The sequence below is a fragment of the Microbacterium sp. SORGH_AS_0969 genome (assembly GCF_030818255.1).
Lineage (GTDB): Bacteria > Actinomycetota > Actinomycetes > Actinomycetales > Microbacteriaceae > Microbacterium.
This window is the reverse complement of sequence record NZ_JAUTAG010000001.1, coordinates 1,323,569-1,337,082: the sequence shown is the minus strand read 5'-3', so window position 1 is coordinate 1,337,082 and position 13,514 is coordinate 1,323,569. Positions and strand designations below refer to the sequence as shown.

Here is a 13,514-nt window from a genome sequence, read left to right as displayed (position 1 = left end):
GCACCCTCATTCACACACAGGAGAAACACTCATGCGCAAGTTCTACTCGCGTGCCCTGCTGGGCGCGCTCGTCGGGGGCGGCCTGGCCGTCCTCGGATGCGGCATCGCCAACGCCGCGGAGACCTCGGGAGCGGACGGTCTGCTCTCGGGCGACCAGGCCGCCGTGTCGGTCGACCTGCCTGTCACCATCGGCGGAAACGCCGTCTCGGTGATCGGCGACAGCCACAGCGAGGATGCCGACACCTCGGTGCCCGCTCCGGATGCCGCCCCGGTGACCAGCACCGACGGCAGCGACGGGGTGGCCTCGGGCAACCAGGGGATCATCTCGGTCGAGGTGCCCGTCACCGTCGGCGGAAACGCCGTCTCGGTGGTCGGTGACAGTCACAGCGAGGACGCCGACACCTCGGTGCCTGCCGAGCCCGCTTCCGCGCCGGAGACGGCCCCCGAGCAGCCCCCGCTGCACGTCGCACCGGTCCCCACCGACGAGGTGCCGGGAAAGACCGACGCCGTGACCACGGACGGCACCGACAGCGTCGCGGGTGGCAACCAGGCCGTCGCACCGGTCGAGGTGCCGGTCACCGTGGGCGGCAACGCGGTCTCGGTGATCGGCGACAGCCACAGCGAGGACGCCGACACCACCGGCGGCACCACCGGCAACACCGGCTCTACCGGCGACGTCGAAACCGACGGCACGGACAGCATCGGCGGCGGCAACCAGGCCATCATCCCGATCGCCGTACCCGTCACCATCGGCGGCAACGCCGTTTCGGGCATCGGTGACAGCCACAGCGAGGACGCCACCACCACCGGCGGCAACACCGGCTCCACCGGCGACGTCGAAACCGACGGCACGGACAGCCTCCTCGGCGGCAACCAGGCCATCATCCCGATCGCCGTACCCGTCACCATCGGCGGCAACGCCGTTTCGGGCATCGGTGACAGCACCTCCACGGGCGCGACCACCACAGGTGGGGCCGGCGACGGCGGTCTGATCGGTGGGATCGTCACCGACGGCACCGGCAGCATCGGCGGCGGCAACCAGGCCGTCATCCCGATCCAGCTGCCCGTCACGATCGGTGGCAACGCGGTATCGGTCATCGGCGACAGCACCACCGAGGGCTCGCACACCGGCGGCACGCCTGGCACCCCGGGAACACCCGGCACCCCCGGAACACCCGGCACCCCCGGCACCCCCGGCACCCCCGGCACACCCGGCACCCCCGGCACCCCCGGAACACCCGGCACCCCCGGCACCCCCGGCACCCCCGGCACACCCGGCACCCCGGGAACCCCCGGAACCCCGGAAACCCCCGGCGGTCACACCACCACTGGCGGCACCCCCGTCGTCGGCTCGGTCGCTTCGACGAGCTCGGTGACGCCGCTCACGACGAACGCTGCGAGGACGCTCGCGGTCACCGGGACCGACGGCTCCACGGCCCTCGGACTCGGAATCGCCGGCCTGCTCGCGCTGCTGATGGGAGGCGTGCTGCTGCGCCGCCGCCGCTCGCTCTCGTGAGTCGCGGAGGGCACTGACCCTCGGCGCGAGACACCGGATGCCGACGCGCTGTCGCGGCATCCGGTGTCGTGGCGCGCTCGGAACCCGGTGTTCGGCAGCGCGCCGACGTTGTCAGTCGGCCAGGCGCCAGTCGTCGAAGCTGAACCCCGGCGACACGAGGCAGCTCACCACGACCTCGGCGTCACCCGAGGGCCGGGCCGCCTGCCACACCCCCGCCGGAACGGTGTGCTGCAGCACGTGACCGGCGGCGAGGTCGGGACCCAGCGTGATCGTCTGCGCCTCGCCCGGCTCGGTGCCCGACCCGCCGAGCGACAGCTCGAGCGCACCGGGGCCGTGCCACAGCCACACCTCGTCGCTCGTGACGACGTGCCACGCACTGCGCTCATCGGGCTGCAACAGGTAATGAATGCAGGTCGCCGCGGGTCGCTCCCCCGCGGGGGTGTCGACGGCGTACGACCCCGTCCACATGCGACGGAACCACCCGCCCTCCGGGTGCGGCTCGAGGTCGAGCAGCCGCGCCGTCTGCGGGCGGTCGTCCCCCACGCCAGCGGTCTCACCACGGTCGGTCATGCGCGCACTCCTGTCTCACGGGTGAAGGCGGGCGAGGCGAAACGCGCCTCGCCGTCGATGAACGTCGCGGCCGCGGTCGCAGACCCGGCCACAACGAGGTGTTCGATCGTGGCATCCACGTCCGACACCGGGATGTCGAAGAACGCCAGGTCCGCCACCGCCCCCACCGCCAGATACCCCGTGCGCGCGGGACCCGTGTCGAGGCCCATCGCGTGCGCCCCGCCCAGGGTCGCCGCGCGCAATAGCAGCTCCGACAGGTCGCGACCGGTGTAGCCCTGCGCCCGCGCGAGCCGGTGCAGCGCCGCGACGTCGGCGAGAAGATCCAGCGACGGCGACGACGACAGCGAGTCGGTGCCCACGGCCAGCGCATTGCCCTCGATGAGATACGCGGCGACCGGCGGCTCGTCGAGGCCGATGACGGCGTTGGACCGCGGGCACAGGGCCACGGTGGTCCCGCGGGCGCGGAGCGTCGCGCGGTCGCGGGCGGTCATGTAGACACCGTGCGCGATGTGGCAATCGGGTCCGAGCACACCGAGCTCGTCGACGAACTCCGTCGCCCCGGTGCCGAATCCCTGCTCGCGCAGCGCCTGGAAGCTCGCGGGACGCCGCTCGCGCCACGGTGCCGCCTCCCCGTGTTCCCGCTCGAACGCGGCCTCGCCGAGGTGGATATGGAGGCGACTCCCCCGCTCGCGCACGATGTCGGGGATCTCCAGCAGCGGCTCGACGTCGAGCGAGTACGGCGCGTGCGGCGAGAGACCGGTTCCGGGCGGCGAGGGCAGCGCGTCGAGGCGCGCCTCGACCTCCGCGCGGCCTCGTTCTGCCCACGCGTCGTTGGTCCAGCTCATCACCTCCCAGTAGGTGATGCCGTGCAGACGAGCGTCGTGCAGTGCAGAAGCGGCCTCGACGTCGGTGACGACATCGGCGACGGCGGTGGTGCCGGCGGCGATCATCGCGTTCGCTCCGGCCCTGGCATCCGCTCCCCAGTCGTGCGGGGTCTCGTAGACGACCTGGAACGCCCGCGTCCAGTCGTCGAAGCCGTCGTACGTGCCGCGGCCCACCTCGGCCATGCCCGTGTACTGCAGGTGCGCGTGCGCGTTGACGAGGCCGGGGGTGAGGACTCCCGACCAGTGCACCTCGTCGAAGGCGACGCCGCGGGTCCGCAGCTCGTGCACGACCCACTCGCGCTCCCCCACGTGCCGGATCCGCCCCGCCGCCACGGCGATCGCCCCACCGCGGATGGGCGGAGCGGTGATCGGCAGAACGAGGGATGCCGAGTACACGACGACTCGACCGGCACGCTCTTGCACAGCGTTCAGCCTAGGGTCGGGGTGTGACGGGCATGTGTCGCGCTGCTCGCCCGGTCCCATCGACAGGCTCAGGGACCTCCCCCACCACACGGTTTGGGGCGCGTTTGTCCGTTTGGGGCGCGGAATACCCCGCCCCGAACGGCAAACCGCGCCCCAAACCTCGCACCCCAACCCCCGCAAGATACGAAAAGGCCCCGCCCTGCCGAAGCAGGAGCGGGGCCGAATCGTGCGTCGCGAATTACTTCGCGGCGACCACCTGGAGGGTGATCACGGCGGTGACGTCGTCACGCAGGCGAACGGTCGCCTCGTGCTCGCCAACCGACTTGATCGAAGAGGTGATCTGGATCTTGCGCTTGTCGAGCTCACCGAGACCGGCGGCCTTGACGGCGTCGGCGACATCGGCGGGCTTGACCGAACCGAAGAGGCGACCCTCGTTGCCGGCCTTGACGGCGAGCTTGACGGTGTTCGACTCGAGCGTGTTCTTCAGGGCCACGGCGTCTTCGTGCGCGTGGATCGCGCGGGCCTCGCGAGCGGCGCGGATCGACGCGACCTGCTTCTCGCCACCGCGGCTCCAAGCCACGGCGAAGCCCTGCGGGATGAGGTAGTTGCGGGCGTACCCGTTCTTGACCTCGACAACGTCACCGGCGCTACCGAGCCCGGTGACCTCATTCGTGAGAATCAGCTTTGCCATCGGGTGCTCCTTAGCGGCCGGCGCCGGCGTAGGGCAGGAGAGCCATCTCGCGCGCGTTCTTGATGGCGCGGGCGATCAGGCGCTGCTCCTGCACGGAGACACCGGTGATACGACGGGCGCGGATCTTCCCGCGCTCCGAGATGAACTTGCGGAGGGTTGCGACGTCCTTGTAGTCGATGACGCCGACGCGGATCGCCTTCGCGGGGGCTGCGTTCTTCGCACCCTTCCGCGGCTTGCGGCGGTCGCCAGTGGCCTTTCCAGCCATGCTTCCTTCTTTCGTGTGGTTCGGATGCCGAGCCGGTCACGCGGACCGGGGTGTGGCATCCGGAATTTCAGGGGGTCGTCGTGCTCGCGAGAGCGCGGCGAAGATCAGAACGGGGTGTCGTCTCCGTAGGAACCAGGAGTGCTCCACGCGTCGGCGCCGCCGTTGCCGCTGTTCGAACCGGGCGTCGACCACGGCTCGTCGTTGGACTGCTGCACCTGCGGGCGCTGACCGCCGCCACCGCCGCCGCCGGAAGCGGCACGGGTGACCTGCGCGGTCGCGTAGCGGAGCGAGGGGCCGATCTCATCGACTTCGAGTTCGATGGAGGTGCGGTTGTTGCCCTCGCGGTCCTGGTACGAACGCTGCTTCAGGCGACCGGTCGCGATGACACGGCTGCCCTTCGTCAGCGAACCGGCGACGTGCTCGGCGAATTCGCGCCACACCGAGGCACGCAGGAACAGCGCCTCGCCGTCTTTCCACTCGTTCGCCTGACGGTCGAACGTGCGGGGAGTCGACGCGATGGTGAAGTTCGCGACCGGAAGACCGTTCTGCGTGTAGCGCAGCTCGGGGTCGGCCGTGAGGTTGCCCACAACGGTGATGACGGTTTCGCCGGCCATCGTCGTTACTTCGCAGCCTTCTCGGCGGACTCGACCTTGCGGGGAGCGGCAGCCTTGCGAGCGGCCTTCTCCTCGGAGCGCTTGGCTTCGGCGGCGACCTGGGCGATCGCTTCTTCGGCACGGAGGACCTTGGTGCGCATGATCTGCTCGTTCAGCTTCAGCTGACGGTCGAGCTCGTTCGTGGCCTCGCTGCTCGCGACGAAGTTGACGACGGCGTAGATGCCCTCGTTCTTCTTGCGGATCTCGTAGGCGAGACGACGGCGGCCCCAGATGTCGACCTTGTCGATGGTTCCTCCATCGGCCGTGATGACCTTGAGGAATCCGTCGAGCTTCGGAGCGACCTGGCGCTCGTCGACCTCGGGATCGAAGATGACCATGAGTTCGTACTGGTGCGTCACTAACCCACCTCCTTCGGACTAGAACGGCTGACGGGCATTTCCCGGCAGCAGGAGGGTGTGTTGCACGTCGTCGTGGGCTTATACGCGCATGGGCGTCGCCAGACAACCTTCACAGTCTAACGGATGCCACCTCGCTCGGCGGAATCGTCCTGGGTAACGTGGATGTGAGTCACGACCGTGGGGGGACGGATGCCGGGAATTCGACCGTTCGACGCACGCGCGCTGGTGGACCCCGTCGACACCGCCGCAGCGAAAGCGTTCACGACCCGGCTGCGCCGAGAGGGTCGCATCAACGAGGGCGGCAGAGTTGCCGCGATCGTCGTCTACATCGTGATGCTCGTCTTCATCGGCGGATTCGCCCTCGTCGGGCTGTTCTTCCTCATCGTCTTCGCGTCGGTGCTCAAAGAGGGTGCGATCTTCATCGGCATCCTGTTCGGCCTTCCGGTACTGCTGTGCGTCGGCGTGATCGTCGGGGCGTTCTTCTTCGGGCTGCGCGGCGACCGCATCGCGCAGGAGCGGCGCTGGCGGCTCGCGCGCTTCGCGCACGCCGTGAGCATGGAGTACGTGCCGTCGATCAGCGAGCCCCCGCTGCCGGGCTCGATCTTCCAGCGCGGGAGCGGGCGGACCGCCGTCGACGTCCTGCGCGGGCGGGAACCGCGGTTCGTCGAGGTCGGCAACTACCGCTACACGGTGAGCAACGGGAAGAACCAGACCACGGTGCGGTGGGGCTACATCGCGATCAAGCTGAACGTTCCGCTCCCCCACATCGTCCTGGACGCCTCGGGCAACAACATCTCGCTCGGCACGTTCGGCCGCGACCAGCACCTCAGCCTCGAGGGCGACTTCGACCGGTACTTCCGGCTGTACTGCCCGCAGGGGTACGAGCGCGACGCGCTCTACCTCTTCACCCCCGACGTGATGGCGCGCTTCATCGACAATGCCGCCGTGTTCGACGTCGAGATCGTCGACGACTGGCTGTTCCTGTACTCCTCGGACGACATGTCGACCCTCGACCCCGGGCGCTGGGCCTGGACGTTCTCGCTGCTCTCGGCCCTGCTCGACAAGCTCGCGCAGTGGGAGCGCTGGCGCGACGACCGACTGCTGCCGGCCACCGATCCGGGCGTGCCGTGGGGTCCGGGGGCGGCGGCGAGCCCTGCGCCGGGGGTCGCTGCGGCAGGGCTGGCGGCGGCGGGCGCGGGCGCGCCGGGCGCGGGGGCACCGGTCAGCGGAGCGCCGGGCACGGCGGGACCGGGCTTCGTGGCCCCCGGAGGAGGGATGCCGGAAGGCGTGGCATCCGCTCCCGCCCCTGTCGCGCCGCTGCCGCTGTCGGCACCGCCCGGGGTCGCTCCCCCGGGTCGACGCCTGCGCCGGGGCGTCCCCTGGCTGGCGCTCGGGATCATCGGCGGCGTGCTGGCGCTGGGTTTCGTCCTGATCGGGGGGACGCTTCTGCTCCCGGTGCTGTTCCTGCGCTGACGGGCGGTACGGCGCCGGGTGAGCGCGGCTGGGTAACCTGGGCCGCGCACGACGAGACCCTCTGAGGAAGGTGTGCCCGTGGCATCCGGAACTCCCCCGTTCGACCCGACGGCCCTGACCGCGGCCGTCGACCGCGCCGAGGTGCGCGCCTTCACGGCCGAGCTGCGGCGGAGCGGAGCGTTGCGCACGAGGTGGCTTTCGGGTGCCGTCCTGGCGATCATCGGCGGGGCCATCGTGCTCTTCACGGTCCCGGCGCTGCTCGCCCTGGTCTCGACCATCGCGTCCGGCATGAACACGATCAGCCCGGTCTCGATCTTCTTCGTGCTGTTCCTCGCCGCGGTCATCGCGGTGATCGTGGTGGCGATCGTGCGGGCGTTCCGCGGACGGGCCGAGCGCCGATATCGACTCGACCGCTTCGCCCGCGCCAACGGACTCGAATGGCGCGGAGACGTCGACGACCCGCCCCTGCCCGGCATGATCTTCGACCAGGGCCACTCGCGCGAGGCGAGCGACGTCGTGAGCGGGTACCGCCCCCGATTCATCGAGGTCGCCAACTACGCGTACAAGACCGGCTCCGGCAAGAGCGAGACGACGCACAAGTGGGCGTACGTCGCGATCCGACTCGACACCCCTCTGCCCCATATCGTTCTGGATGCCGTCGGCAACAACGGTCTGTTCGGGGCGTCGAACCTGCCCATCACGTTCACTCGCGAGCAGCGCCTCGGGCTCGAGGGCGACTTCGACACCTACTTCGCGCTGTACTGCCCCGAAGGATATGAGCGCGACGCGCTCTACCTCTTCACTCCCGACGTCATGGCGCGCTTCATCGACAACGCCGCCGCCCTCGATGTCGAGATCGTCGACGATTGGCTGTTCCTCTATGCGCGGCGCGACCTGTCGACCCTCGACCCGCGGACGTGGGAATGGCTCTTCACGACGGTGGCGGCGATCGAGGAAAAGGTCGCGCAGTGGGCGCGGTGGCGCGACGAGCGGCTGCAGGCATCCGTGGCGGCAGGCCCCACTGCGGTCGGGACCGCCGCGCCCCTGCTCACTCCCCCGCCCGCGGGCGTCGCCCCGCAGGGTCGCCGCCTCAAGCGCAGCGTCTCGTGGCTGACGGTCGCGATCGGCGTGATCGTCGTCGGGTACTGGATCGTGAGCATCGTCTCGGACGTGTTCCTCCGCTGACCGGCGTCGCCCCCACGCACCCACCGCGCTCGCGTCTCCCGTTGAGTGTCCAAGACACGCCGTAATGCGCCCGGGAGTTACGGCGTGTTTTGGACACTCAACAAGGGGCCGCGGGCGGCGCAGGGGGCGGGGAGCGCGCGGTCAGTGGGCCGACCAGCCGCCGTCCATCGTGTAGCTCGCGCCCGTGACCATTCCGGCGTCGGGACCCGCAAGCCACAGAGCGAGGGATGCCACCTCGTCGGGCTCCACGAGGCGCTTGATCGCGGCATCCTGAAGGAGCACCTTCTCCAACACCTCGCTCTCCGGGATGCCGTGCGCTTTGGCCTGCTCAGCGACCTGTTTCTCGACGAGCGGCGAACGCACGTAGCCGGGATCGATGCACACGCTCGTGACCCCGTGCGGGCCACCCTCGAGCGCCGTGGTCTTAGACAGACCCTCTAGGCCGTGCTTCGCCGTGACGTACGCCGACTTATATGCCGATGCGCGTATACCGTGCACGCTCGACATGTTGGGCACCCGCCCGAAGCCGCGCTCGTACATCCCCGGCAGCGCCGCACGGATGAGGAGGAACGGGGCCTCGAGCATCAGACGCAGCATGAACGCGAACCGCTCGGGGTCGAACTGCTCGATCGGGCTCACGTGCTGGATGCCGGCGTTGTTGACGAGGATGTCGACGTCGAGGCTCAGCTCGCGGAGCGCGGCCGTGTCGGAGAGGTCGACCGCCCATGCACGACCGCCGATCTCCCCCGCCACGCGCTCGGCGGCTTCGCGGTTGACGTCGGCCACGGTCACCTGGGCTCCGGCATCCGCGAATCTCCGCGCGACCGCCTCGCCGATGCCGCTCGCTCCCCCGGTGACCAGCGCCCTGCGCCCGGTGAGGTCGATGCTCATGCCGTCTCCTTCGTCGCTGCGCGGCCCGACCGCGCCGCGTCCGCCGCGTCGATGGCGTGCAGCGAGATGCCGCGGGTCTCCTTCAACGACAGCACGGTGAGGGCGGTGATGACGCACGCCACGACGATGTACATCGCGATCGGCAGCCATGAGCCGAAGTCGCGCAGCCACTGCGTCGCCAGGATCGGCGCGAGGGAGCCGGCGAGGATCGCGGTGACCTGGGCGCCGAGCGAGACGCCGGAATAGCGCATGCGCGTCGGGAAGAGCTCCGCCATGACCGCGGGCTGCGGTGCGTACATCCCGGCGTGGAACACGAGACCGATCGTCACGGCGGCGACGATGAGCACGGGGTTGAGCGTGTCGAACATCGGGAAGGCGAAGAACGCCCAGGTCGCGCTGAGGATCGCGCCGGCGAGGTAAACAGGGCGCCGTCCGACGCGGTCGGCGAGGCGACCGAGGGGCGGGATCACGGCGAAGTGGATGACGTGCGCGATGAGCAGCGCGAGCAGGAGCTGGCTCGTGTCGTAGGAGTGCACGACCTTCAGGTACACGATCGAGAAGCTCACGACGATGTAGTAGACGATGTTCTCCGCGAAGCGGACACCCATCGCCTGCGCGACACCCTTCGGGTAGCGGCGGAGCACCTCGACGACCCCGAACGACGTCGCCTTCTCTTTCTCGACCTGCGCCTTCGCCTCGAGGAAGATCGGTGCCTCTTCGACGTGCGTGCGGATGTAGAAGCCGACCAGCACGATCACTGCCGAGAGCCAGAACGCGATACGCCAGCCCCAGTCGAGGAAGGCCGCGGGGCTCAGCACGAACGACGTGACGAGCAGCACCATGGTCGCAAGCAGGTTGCCGATGGGAACCGCCGCCTGCGGCCAGCTCGACCAGAAGGCGCGCTGCCTGTCGGGGCTCTGCTCCGCGACGAGGAGCACGGCGCCGCCCCACTCTCCGCCGACGGCGAAGCCCTGGATGAAGCGGAGGGCCACGAGCATCGCGGGCGCCCAGTATCCGACGCTCGCGAAGCCGGGAAGGCATCCCATCAGGAAGGTCGCCGCGCCGACGATGACGATCGTCGCCTGCAGCGTCGGCTTGCGACCGAAGCGGTCACCGATCTGCCCGAACACGATGCCGCCGAGCGGGCGGGCGACGAAGCCGACCGCGTAGGTGACGAAGGCCGCGATGATCCCGTCGAGCGGAGAGCCCGACGACGGGAAGAAGAACGTGCCGAAGACGAGGCTCGCGGCGGTGGCGTAGAGGAAGAACTCGTACCACTCGACGACCGTGCCGGCCATCGAGGCGGCGACGACCCGGCGGATCGGAGTGGTGGGGGCTGCACTGCGGCGGCTGGTGGCGGGGGATTCCATGCTGCTCCTTCGGTGTCGACGGTGACATCCGCGGTTCAGTCTGCGGCGCGGGTTGATGAGCGAAAATGCCCAGTACCGCGTCTCTGCTGTGCAGAATTGCACACATGGATGCCGATTCCGTGCGCGCCGACGACCTCTTGATGCTGCTCGCGGTCGCCCGCACCGGCCGTTACACGGCCGCGGCACAGCTTCGCGGCGTCGACCACACGACCGTCGCCCGGCGGATCTCCGCCCTCGAGGACGCCCTCGGCGGCCGGGTGGTGTCGGCGTCCGGCCGCGGGTGGGAGCTGACGGCCCTCGGTCAGCACGCCGTCGAGACCGCGGGCCGCATCGAGGCGGCGATGTCTCACCTCGCCGGCGGGGGAGTCGAACCCGACCCCGTGTCGGGCGTCGTGCGCATGTCGGCGACCGATGGCTTCAGCGCCTACATCGCGGCTCCCGCGGTTGCGGCGCTGCGTCAGCGGCATCCGGATCTCTCCGTCGAGATCGTCACGGCCCAACGACGGGCTGCCCTCCACCCGGGTCTCGACCTCGAGGTGGTTGTGGGGGAGCCGCAGTCGTCACGCGGGCACGCGGTCGAGCTGGGGCGGTACACGCTCGGGCTCTATGGGTCGTCTGCCTACCTCGCGCGGGCCGGACGACCCGCTCGCGTGGAGGACCTCGAGCAGCACCGGCTCGTGTACTTCGTCGACTCGATGCTGCAGGTCGAAGCGCTCGATCTGCCCCGCCGGGTCGTCCCGCACATGCGCGACGGCGTGAGCTCGACCAACGTGCTGGTGCAGGTCGAGGCGACGCGCGCGGGTGCTGGGATCGGCATGCTGCCGTGCTTCACCGCCGACCGGCACGACGACCTCGAGCGCCTGCTCGCCGACGAGGTGAGCGAGAGCCTGCCGTACTGGATGATCGTGCGCGCCGACTCGTTGCGGATCCCCGCGGTGGTGGCCCTGGCCGACGCGCTCCGCGAGGAGACGGCACGGGCCACGGCGATGCTCGCGGGGGTTCCGCGCTGACCCGGGCGCGCACCCGCGCCCCTGTCCCCGCCCGCCCGCGCCCGTTGAGTGTCCAAAACACGCCGTTATGCGCGCGCCGGTTACGGCGTGTCTTGGACACGCAACAGCGGGGAGGCACCGGAGGAGTGCCGGGAGCGAAGGGGGATCACGCGGGCGTGGTCTGGGCGGTGAGGTTCCGCAGTTCCGCGGCCGCTTCGGCCCCGATGCGGAGACCGAGGCGCGGCGCGACCTCGGTCGCGAGGAGCTCGATCGAGCGCAGCGTGATCTCGTGCGCGGGATCGACGGAGTGCACCTGAAACGCGACGTCGGTCGCCCGCCCGAGGGTGAGGTCGGCCCCGAGAGAGGCCACGACCTCGTCGACCGTGCCGAGATGCGTGTCGGTGATCCGCGCGACGTCGCGCAGGTCGCCCGCGCCGTCCCGCTTGAGGAAGGTCCGCGCGAGACGCCGGAGACCCGGGTCGGCCGCCTCCCACGCGGCGTCGAGATCGGCGGCATCCACCACGACGGCCGTGCGCGACGCCAGGATGCGCGGCGCGACACCCGACGGCAGCGCCTCGAGGTAGGCCTCGACGATCGGGAGCTGCACGTCGTGCAGCGTCTGACCGGGATCCTTCGGCTGGGTGCGCGAGAGCAGCAGCCCGTCACCGTCGAGCCCCGCGCGCCGGCCGCCCTCGACGGATAACGTCGCCTGCCACAGTCGGACGGCGAGGTCAGAAGCCGGGGGATTGAGCACCGAGGACGTGCCCCGGATGCCGCGCCCGCCGAACGCGTCGCGCAGCACCTCGACGTGCTCGGCCTGGATCGCGCGGCGGTCGTCGGACGAACGTCGGAACGCGGCGAACGACGACGGCGTTCCCCCGGTGCCGATGCCGAGTTGCACGCGTCCACCGCTCAGCGCATTCACGACCGCGGCGTCCTCGGCCACGCGGACCGGGTCGTCGATGGGAAGTGTCACGATCCCGGTGCCCAGTGCGATGCGCTCGGTCTGCACCGCGGCCGCCGCGAGGAACGGGAAGGGCGAGGGCAGACCGCCCTCGTCGCGGTCGAAGTGGTGCTGCGCCACCCAGAGCGAGGCGAAGCCGTGCTGCTCGGCAGCGCGGACCTGCGCGAGCGCTCGGTGGTACCGATCGCCGTCGGTTCCGGCATCCAGAAGTCGGGTGAAGATTCCGAGTCGTGCGCCGCTCATCGCGTCGCCTCCGTTTCCGCCGCTATGTATGTATGCCGTTCCGGGAATGTCCGCGCGCGGGTGGCGCGCGTCGACCTGCCGTCCGCAGTGCGGCACCGATACGGTATCCGCGATCTGACGCATCACGGCCGCTCGCGGCAGATGAACATGTACGTGTCACATGCGGGCACTCGCCCACGCCGCAGCGCGGAGGAGTTCGTCCTCCGGGCGCTCGTTCACGATCGAGAAGCCGATCACCTGCAGCGGATGCGTCGCCGCGACGACCCGCGCCCGCCGCACGACCTCGGGAGGACACACGCGCTCGATGACGTCCCACCCGTGCCAGACGGCGAGGGCCGCGACATCGACCGCCGGATCCCCCGCACTGGCGAGGTCCCAGTCGATGACGCCCGTCACCGCGCCCCCACCCCAGAGCACGTTCGAGCCGGCGAGATCGCCGTGGACGAGAGCGGGAGGCACCGGATCGAGCTCGGCAAGCGCGTCGGCCGCCCGGAGCGCGGCATCCCGGACCCCGGGAGCGAGCAACGGGATCGCCTGTTCGACGATCACCGGATGCCAGTGCGCGCCGCCCATGAACGCGTGCGGCGTCGCGAGGTGCCGTTCGCACGTGTCGATGGGCACCTCGGCCACGGCGTCGAGCAGGACCCGCAGCTCATCGGCGTCCCCGTGTCCGCTCGGATGGGGGATGCCGTCCAGCCGACGCTGCGTGACGGCGACGATCTCCTCGTCCCACATCGGGCCGGCGAGCCCGCGCGGGACCGCGAACGGCAGGTGGGGGAGTGTGTCGACGAGGGCTTGCGCGCGGAGCGACTCCGCGGCGGCCGTGACGGTACGACCGACCCGGACGGCGACGGCACCGGCGAGGACGACGAGATTGGCTGATCCGTGCTCGACCCACTGCCACTCAGCGGGAGCCACGGGCTGCCCGGCAGCCCGGAGAGCGGCGGCGACGAGAGCCTCGGTGCGGGAGCGGTCGGGGGTGACGTACCGCGTCTCGACCATGCGCCGAGCCTACGGGCCGGGTCACGGCATCCGTCC

At 70.5% G+C, this 13,514-nt stretch carries 14 protein-coding genes; 4 read left to right on the top strand and 10 right to left on the bottom strand.

What is annotated here, in order from left to right; genetic code table 11:
* Positions 1 to 31: 31 nt before the first annotated feature.
* A complete protein-coding gene (locus tag QE388_RS06175) occupies positions 32 to 1,516 on the top strand; it encodes a chaplin family protein (RefSeq protein WP_307383923.1) in 1,485 nt (494 codons plus the stop codon).
* Between the two features lie 111 nt (positions 1,517 to 1,627).
* On the opposite strand, the gene QE388_RS06170 is transcribed toward QE388_RS06175, so the two are convergent.
* The 6 genes from QE388_RS06170 to rpsF form a co-directional block, all read right to left on the bottom strand.
* Positions 1,628 to 2,086 carry a cupin domain-containing protein gene (locus QE388_RS06170; protein WP_275796256.1) on the bottom strand — a complete coding sequence of 153 codons (459 nt, stop codon included), beginning with the start codon at positions 2,084 to 2,086 and terminating at the stop codon, positions 1,628 to 1,630.
* Positions 2,083 to 3,393: an amidohydrolase family protein gene (locus QE388_RS06165; RefSeq protein ID WP_275796254.1), complete on the bottom strand. Its 1,311-nt coding sequence runs from the start codon at positions 3,391 to 3,393 to the stop codon at positions 2,083 to 2,085. The genes QE388_RS06170 and QE388_RS06165 overlap by 4 nt, the downstream gene beginning before the upstream one ends.
* Before the next feature lie 238 nt (positions 3,394 to 3,631).
* A complete protein-coding gene (gene rplI, locus QE388_RS06160; RefSeq protein WP_275796252.1) occupies positions 3,632 to 4,084 on the bottom strand; it encodes a 50S ribosomal protein L9 in 453 nt (150 codons plus the stop codon).
* A gap of 10 nt (positions 4,085 to 4,094) precedes the next feature.
* Positions 4,095 to 4,349 carry a 30S ribosomal protein S18 gene (rpsR, locus tag QE388_RS06155; RefSeq protein WP_013584646.1) on the bottom strand — a complete coding sequence of 85 codons (255 nt, stop codon included), beginning with the start codon at positions 4,347 to 4,349 and terminating at the stop codon, positions 4,095 to 4,097.
* A gap of 104 nt (positions 4,350 to 4,453) precedes the next feature.
* Positions 4,454 to 4,963 (bottom strand): single-stranded DNA-binding protein, encoded by a 510-nt coding sequence (locus QE388_RS06150; RefSeq protein WP_307383919.1) that lies wholly within the window; start codon positions 4,961 to 4,963, stop codon positions 4,454 to 4,456.
* Positions 4,964 to 4,968: 5 nt separating this feature from the next.
* Entirely contained in the window at positions 4,969 to 5,361 is a 393-nt protein-coding gene (gene rpsF, locus QE388_RS06145; RefSeq protein ID WP_058614014.1) for a 30S ribosomal protein S6, read from the bottom strand.
* 189 nt (positions 5,362 to 5,550) lie between these two features.
* On the opposite strand from rpsF, the gene QE388_RS06140 reads away from it, so the two are divergent.
* Positions 5,551 to 6,834 carry a hypothetical protein gene (locus QE388_RS06140; RefSeq protein ID WP_307383915.1) on the top strand — a complete coding sequence of 428 codons (1,284 nt, stop codon included), beginning with the start codon at positions 5,551 to 5,553 and terminating at the stop codon, positions 6,832 to 6,834.
* Between the two features lie 78 nt (positions 6,835 to 6,912).
* On the top strand, positions 6,913 to 8,019 hold the full coding sequence (locus QE388_RS06135) for a hypothetical protein (protein ID WP_307383912.1): 1,107 nt from the start codon (positions 6,913 to 6,915) through the stop codon (positions 8,017 to 8,019).
* Between the two features lie 141 nt (positions 8,020 to 8,160).
* On the opposite strand, the gene QE388_RS06130 is transcribed toward QE388_RS06135, so the two are convergent.
* Positions 8,161 to 8,910 carry a 3-hydroxybutyrate dehydrogenase gene (locus QE388_RS06130; protein WP_307383910.1) on the bottom strand — a complete coding sequence of 250 codons (750 nt, stop codon included), beginning with the start codon at positions 8,908 to 8,910 and terminating at the stop codon, positions 8,161 to 8,163.
* The gene (locus tag QE388_RS06125) at positions 8,907 to 10,280 is read right to left on the bottom strand and encodes an MFS transporter (protein ID WP_307383907.1); all 1,374 of its coding nucleotides are present in this window, start codon (positions 10,278 to 10,280) and stop codon (positions 8,907 to 8,909) included. Before QE388_RS06125 ends, QE388_RS06130 begins: the two co-directional genes overlap by 4 nt.
* A 104-nt stretch (positions 10,281 to 10,384) precedes the next feature.
* On the opposite strand from QE388_RS06125, the gene QE388_RS06120 reads away from it, so the two are divergent.
* The gene (locus QE388_RS06120) at positions 10,385 to 11,290 is read left to right on the top strand and encodes a LysR family transcriptional regulator (RefSeq protein WP_307383906.1); all 906 of its coding nucleotides are present in this window, start codon (positions 10,385 to 10,387) and stop codon (positions 11,288 to 11,290) included.
* Between the two features lie 145 nt (positions 11,291 to 11,435).
* On the opposite strand, the gene QE388_RS06115 is transcribed toward QE388_RS06120, so the two are convergent.
* Entirely contained in the window at positions 11,436 to 12,476 is a 1,041-nt protein-coding gene (locus QE388_RS06115) for a putative FMN-dependent luciferase-like monooxygenase (RefSeq protein WP_307383904.1), read from the bottom strand.
* A gap of 156 nt (positions 12,477 to 12,632) precedes the next feature.
* Entirely contained in the window at positions 12,633 to 13,478 is an 846-nt protein-coding gene (locus tag QE388_RS06110) for an aminoglycoside phosphotransferase family protein (RefSeq protein ID WP_307383901.1), read from the bottom strand.
* Positions 13,479 to 13,514 lie beyond the last annotated feature (36 nt).

Coding starts and splice junctions, on each gene's coding strand:
- QE388_RS06150 (WP_307383919.1), bottom strand. CDS start 4,963: ATGGCCGGCGAAACCGTCATCACCGTTGTGGGCAACCTCACGGCCGAC.
- QE388_RS06125 (WP_307383907.1), bottom strand. CDS start 10,280: ATGGAATCCCCCGCCACCAGCCGCCGCAGTGCAGCCCCCACCACTCCG.
- QE388_RS06110 (WP_307383901.1), bottom strand. CDS start 13,478: ATGGTCGAGACGCGGTACGTCACCCCCGACCGCTCCCGCACCGAGGCT.
- rplI (WP_275796252.1), bottom strand. CDS start 4,084: ATGGCAAAGCTGATTCTCACGAATGAGGTCACCGGGCTCGGTAGCGCC.
- QE388_RS06120 (WP_307383906.1), top strand. CDS start 10,385: ATGGATGCCGATTCCGTGCGCGCCGACGACCTCTTGATGCTGCTCGCG.
- QE388_RS06140 (WP_307383915.1), top strand. CDS start 5,551: ATGCCGGGAATTCGACCGTTCGACGCACGCGCGCTGGTGGACCCCGTC.
- QE388_RS06115 (WP_307383904.1), bottom strand. CDS start 12,476: ATGAGCGGCGCACGACTCGGAATCTTCACCCGACTTCTGGATGCCGGA.
- QE388_RS06130 (WP_307383910.1), bottom strand. CDS start 8,910: ATGAGCATCGACCTCACCGGGCGCAGGGCGCTGGTCACCGGGGGAGCG.
- rpsR (WP_013584646.1), bottom strand. CDS start 4,349: ATGGCTGGAAAGGCCACTGGCGACCGCCGCAAGCCGCGGAAGGGTGCG.
- QE388_RS06170 (WP_275796256.1), bottom strand. CDS start 2,086: ATGACCGACCGTGGTGAGACCGCTGGCGTGGGGGACGACCGCCCGCAG.
- QE388_RS06175 (WP_307383923.1), top strand. CDS start 32: ATGCGCAAGTTCTACTCGCGTGCCCTGCTGGGCGCGCTCGTCGGGGGC.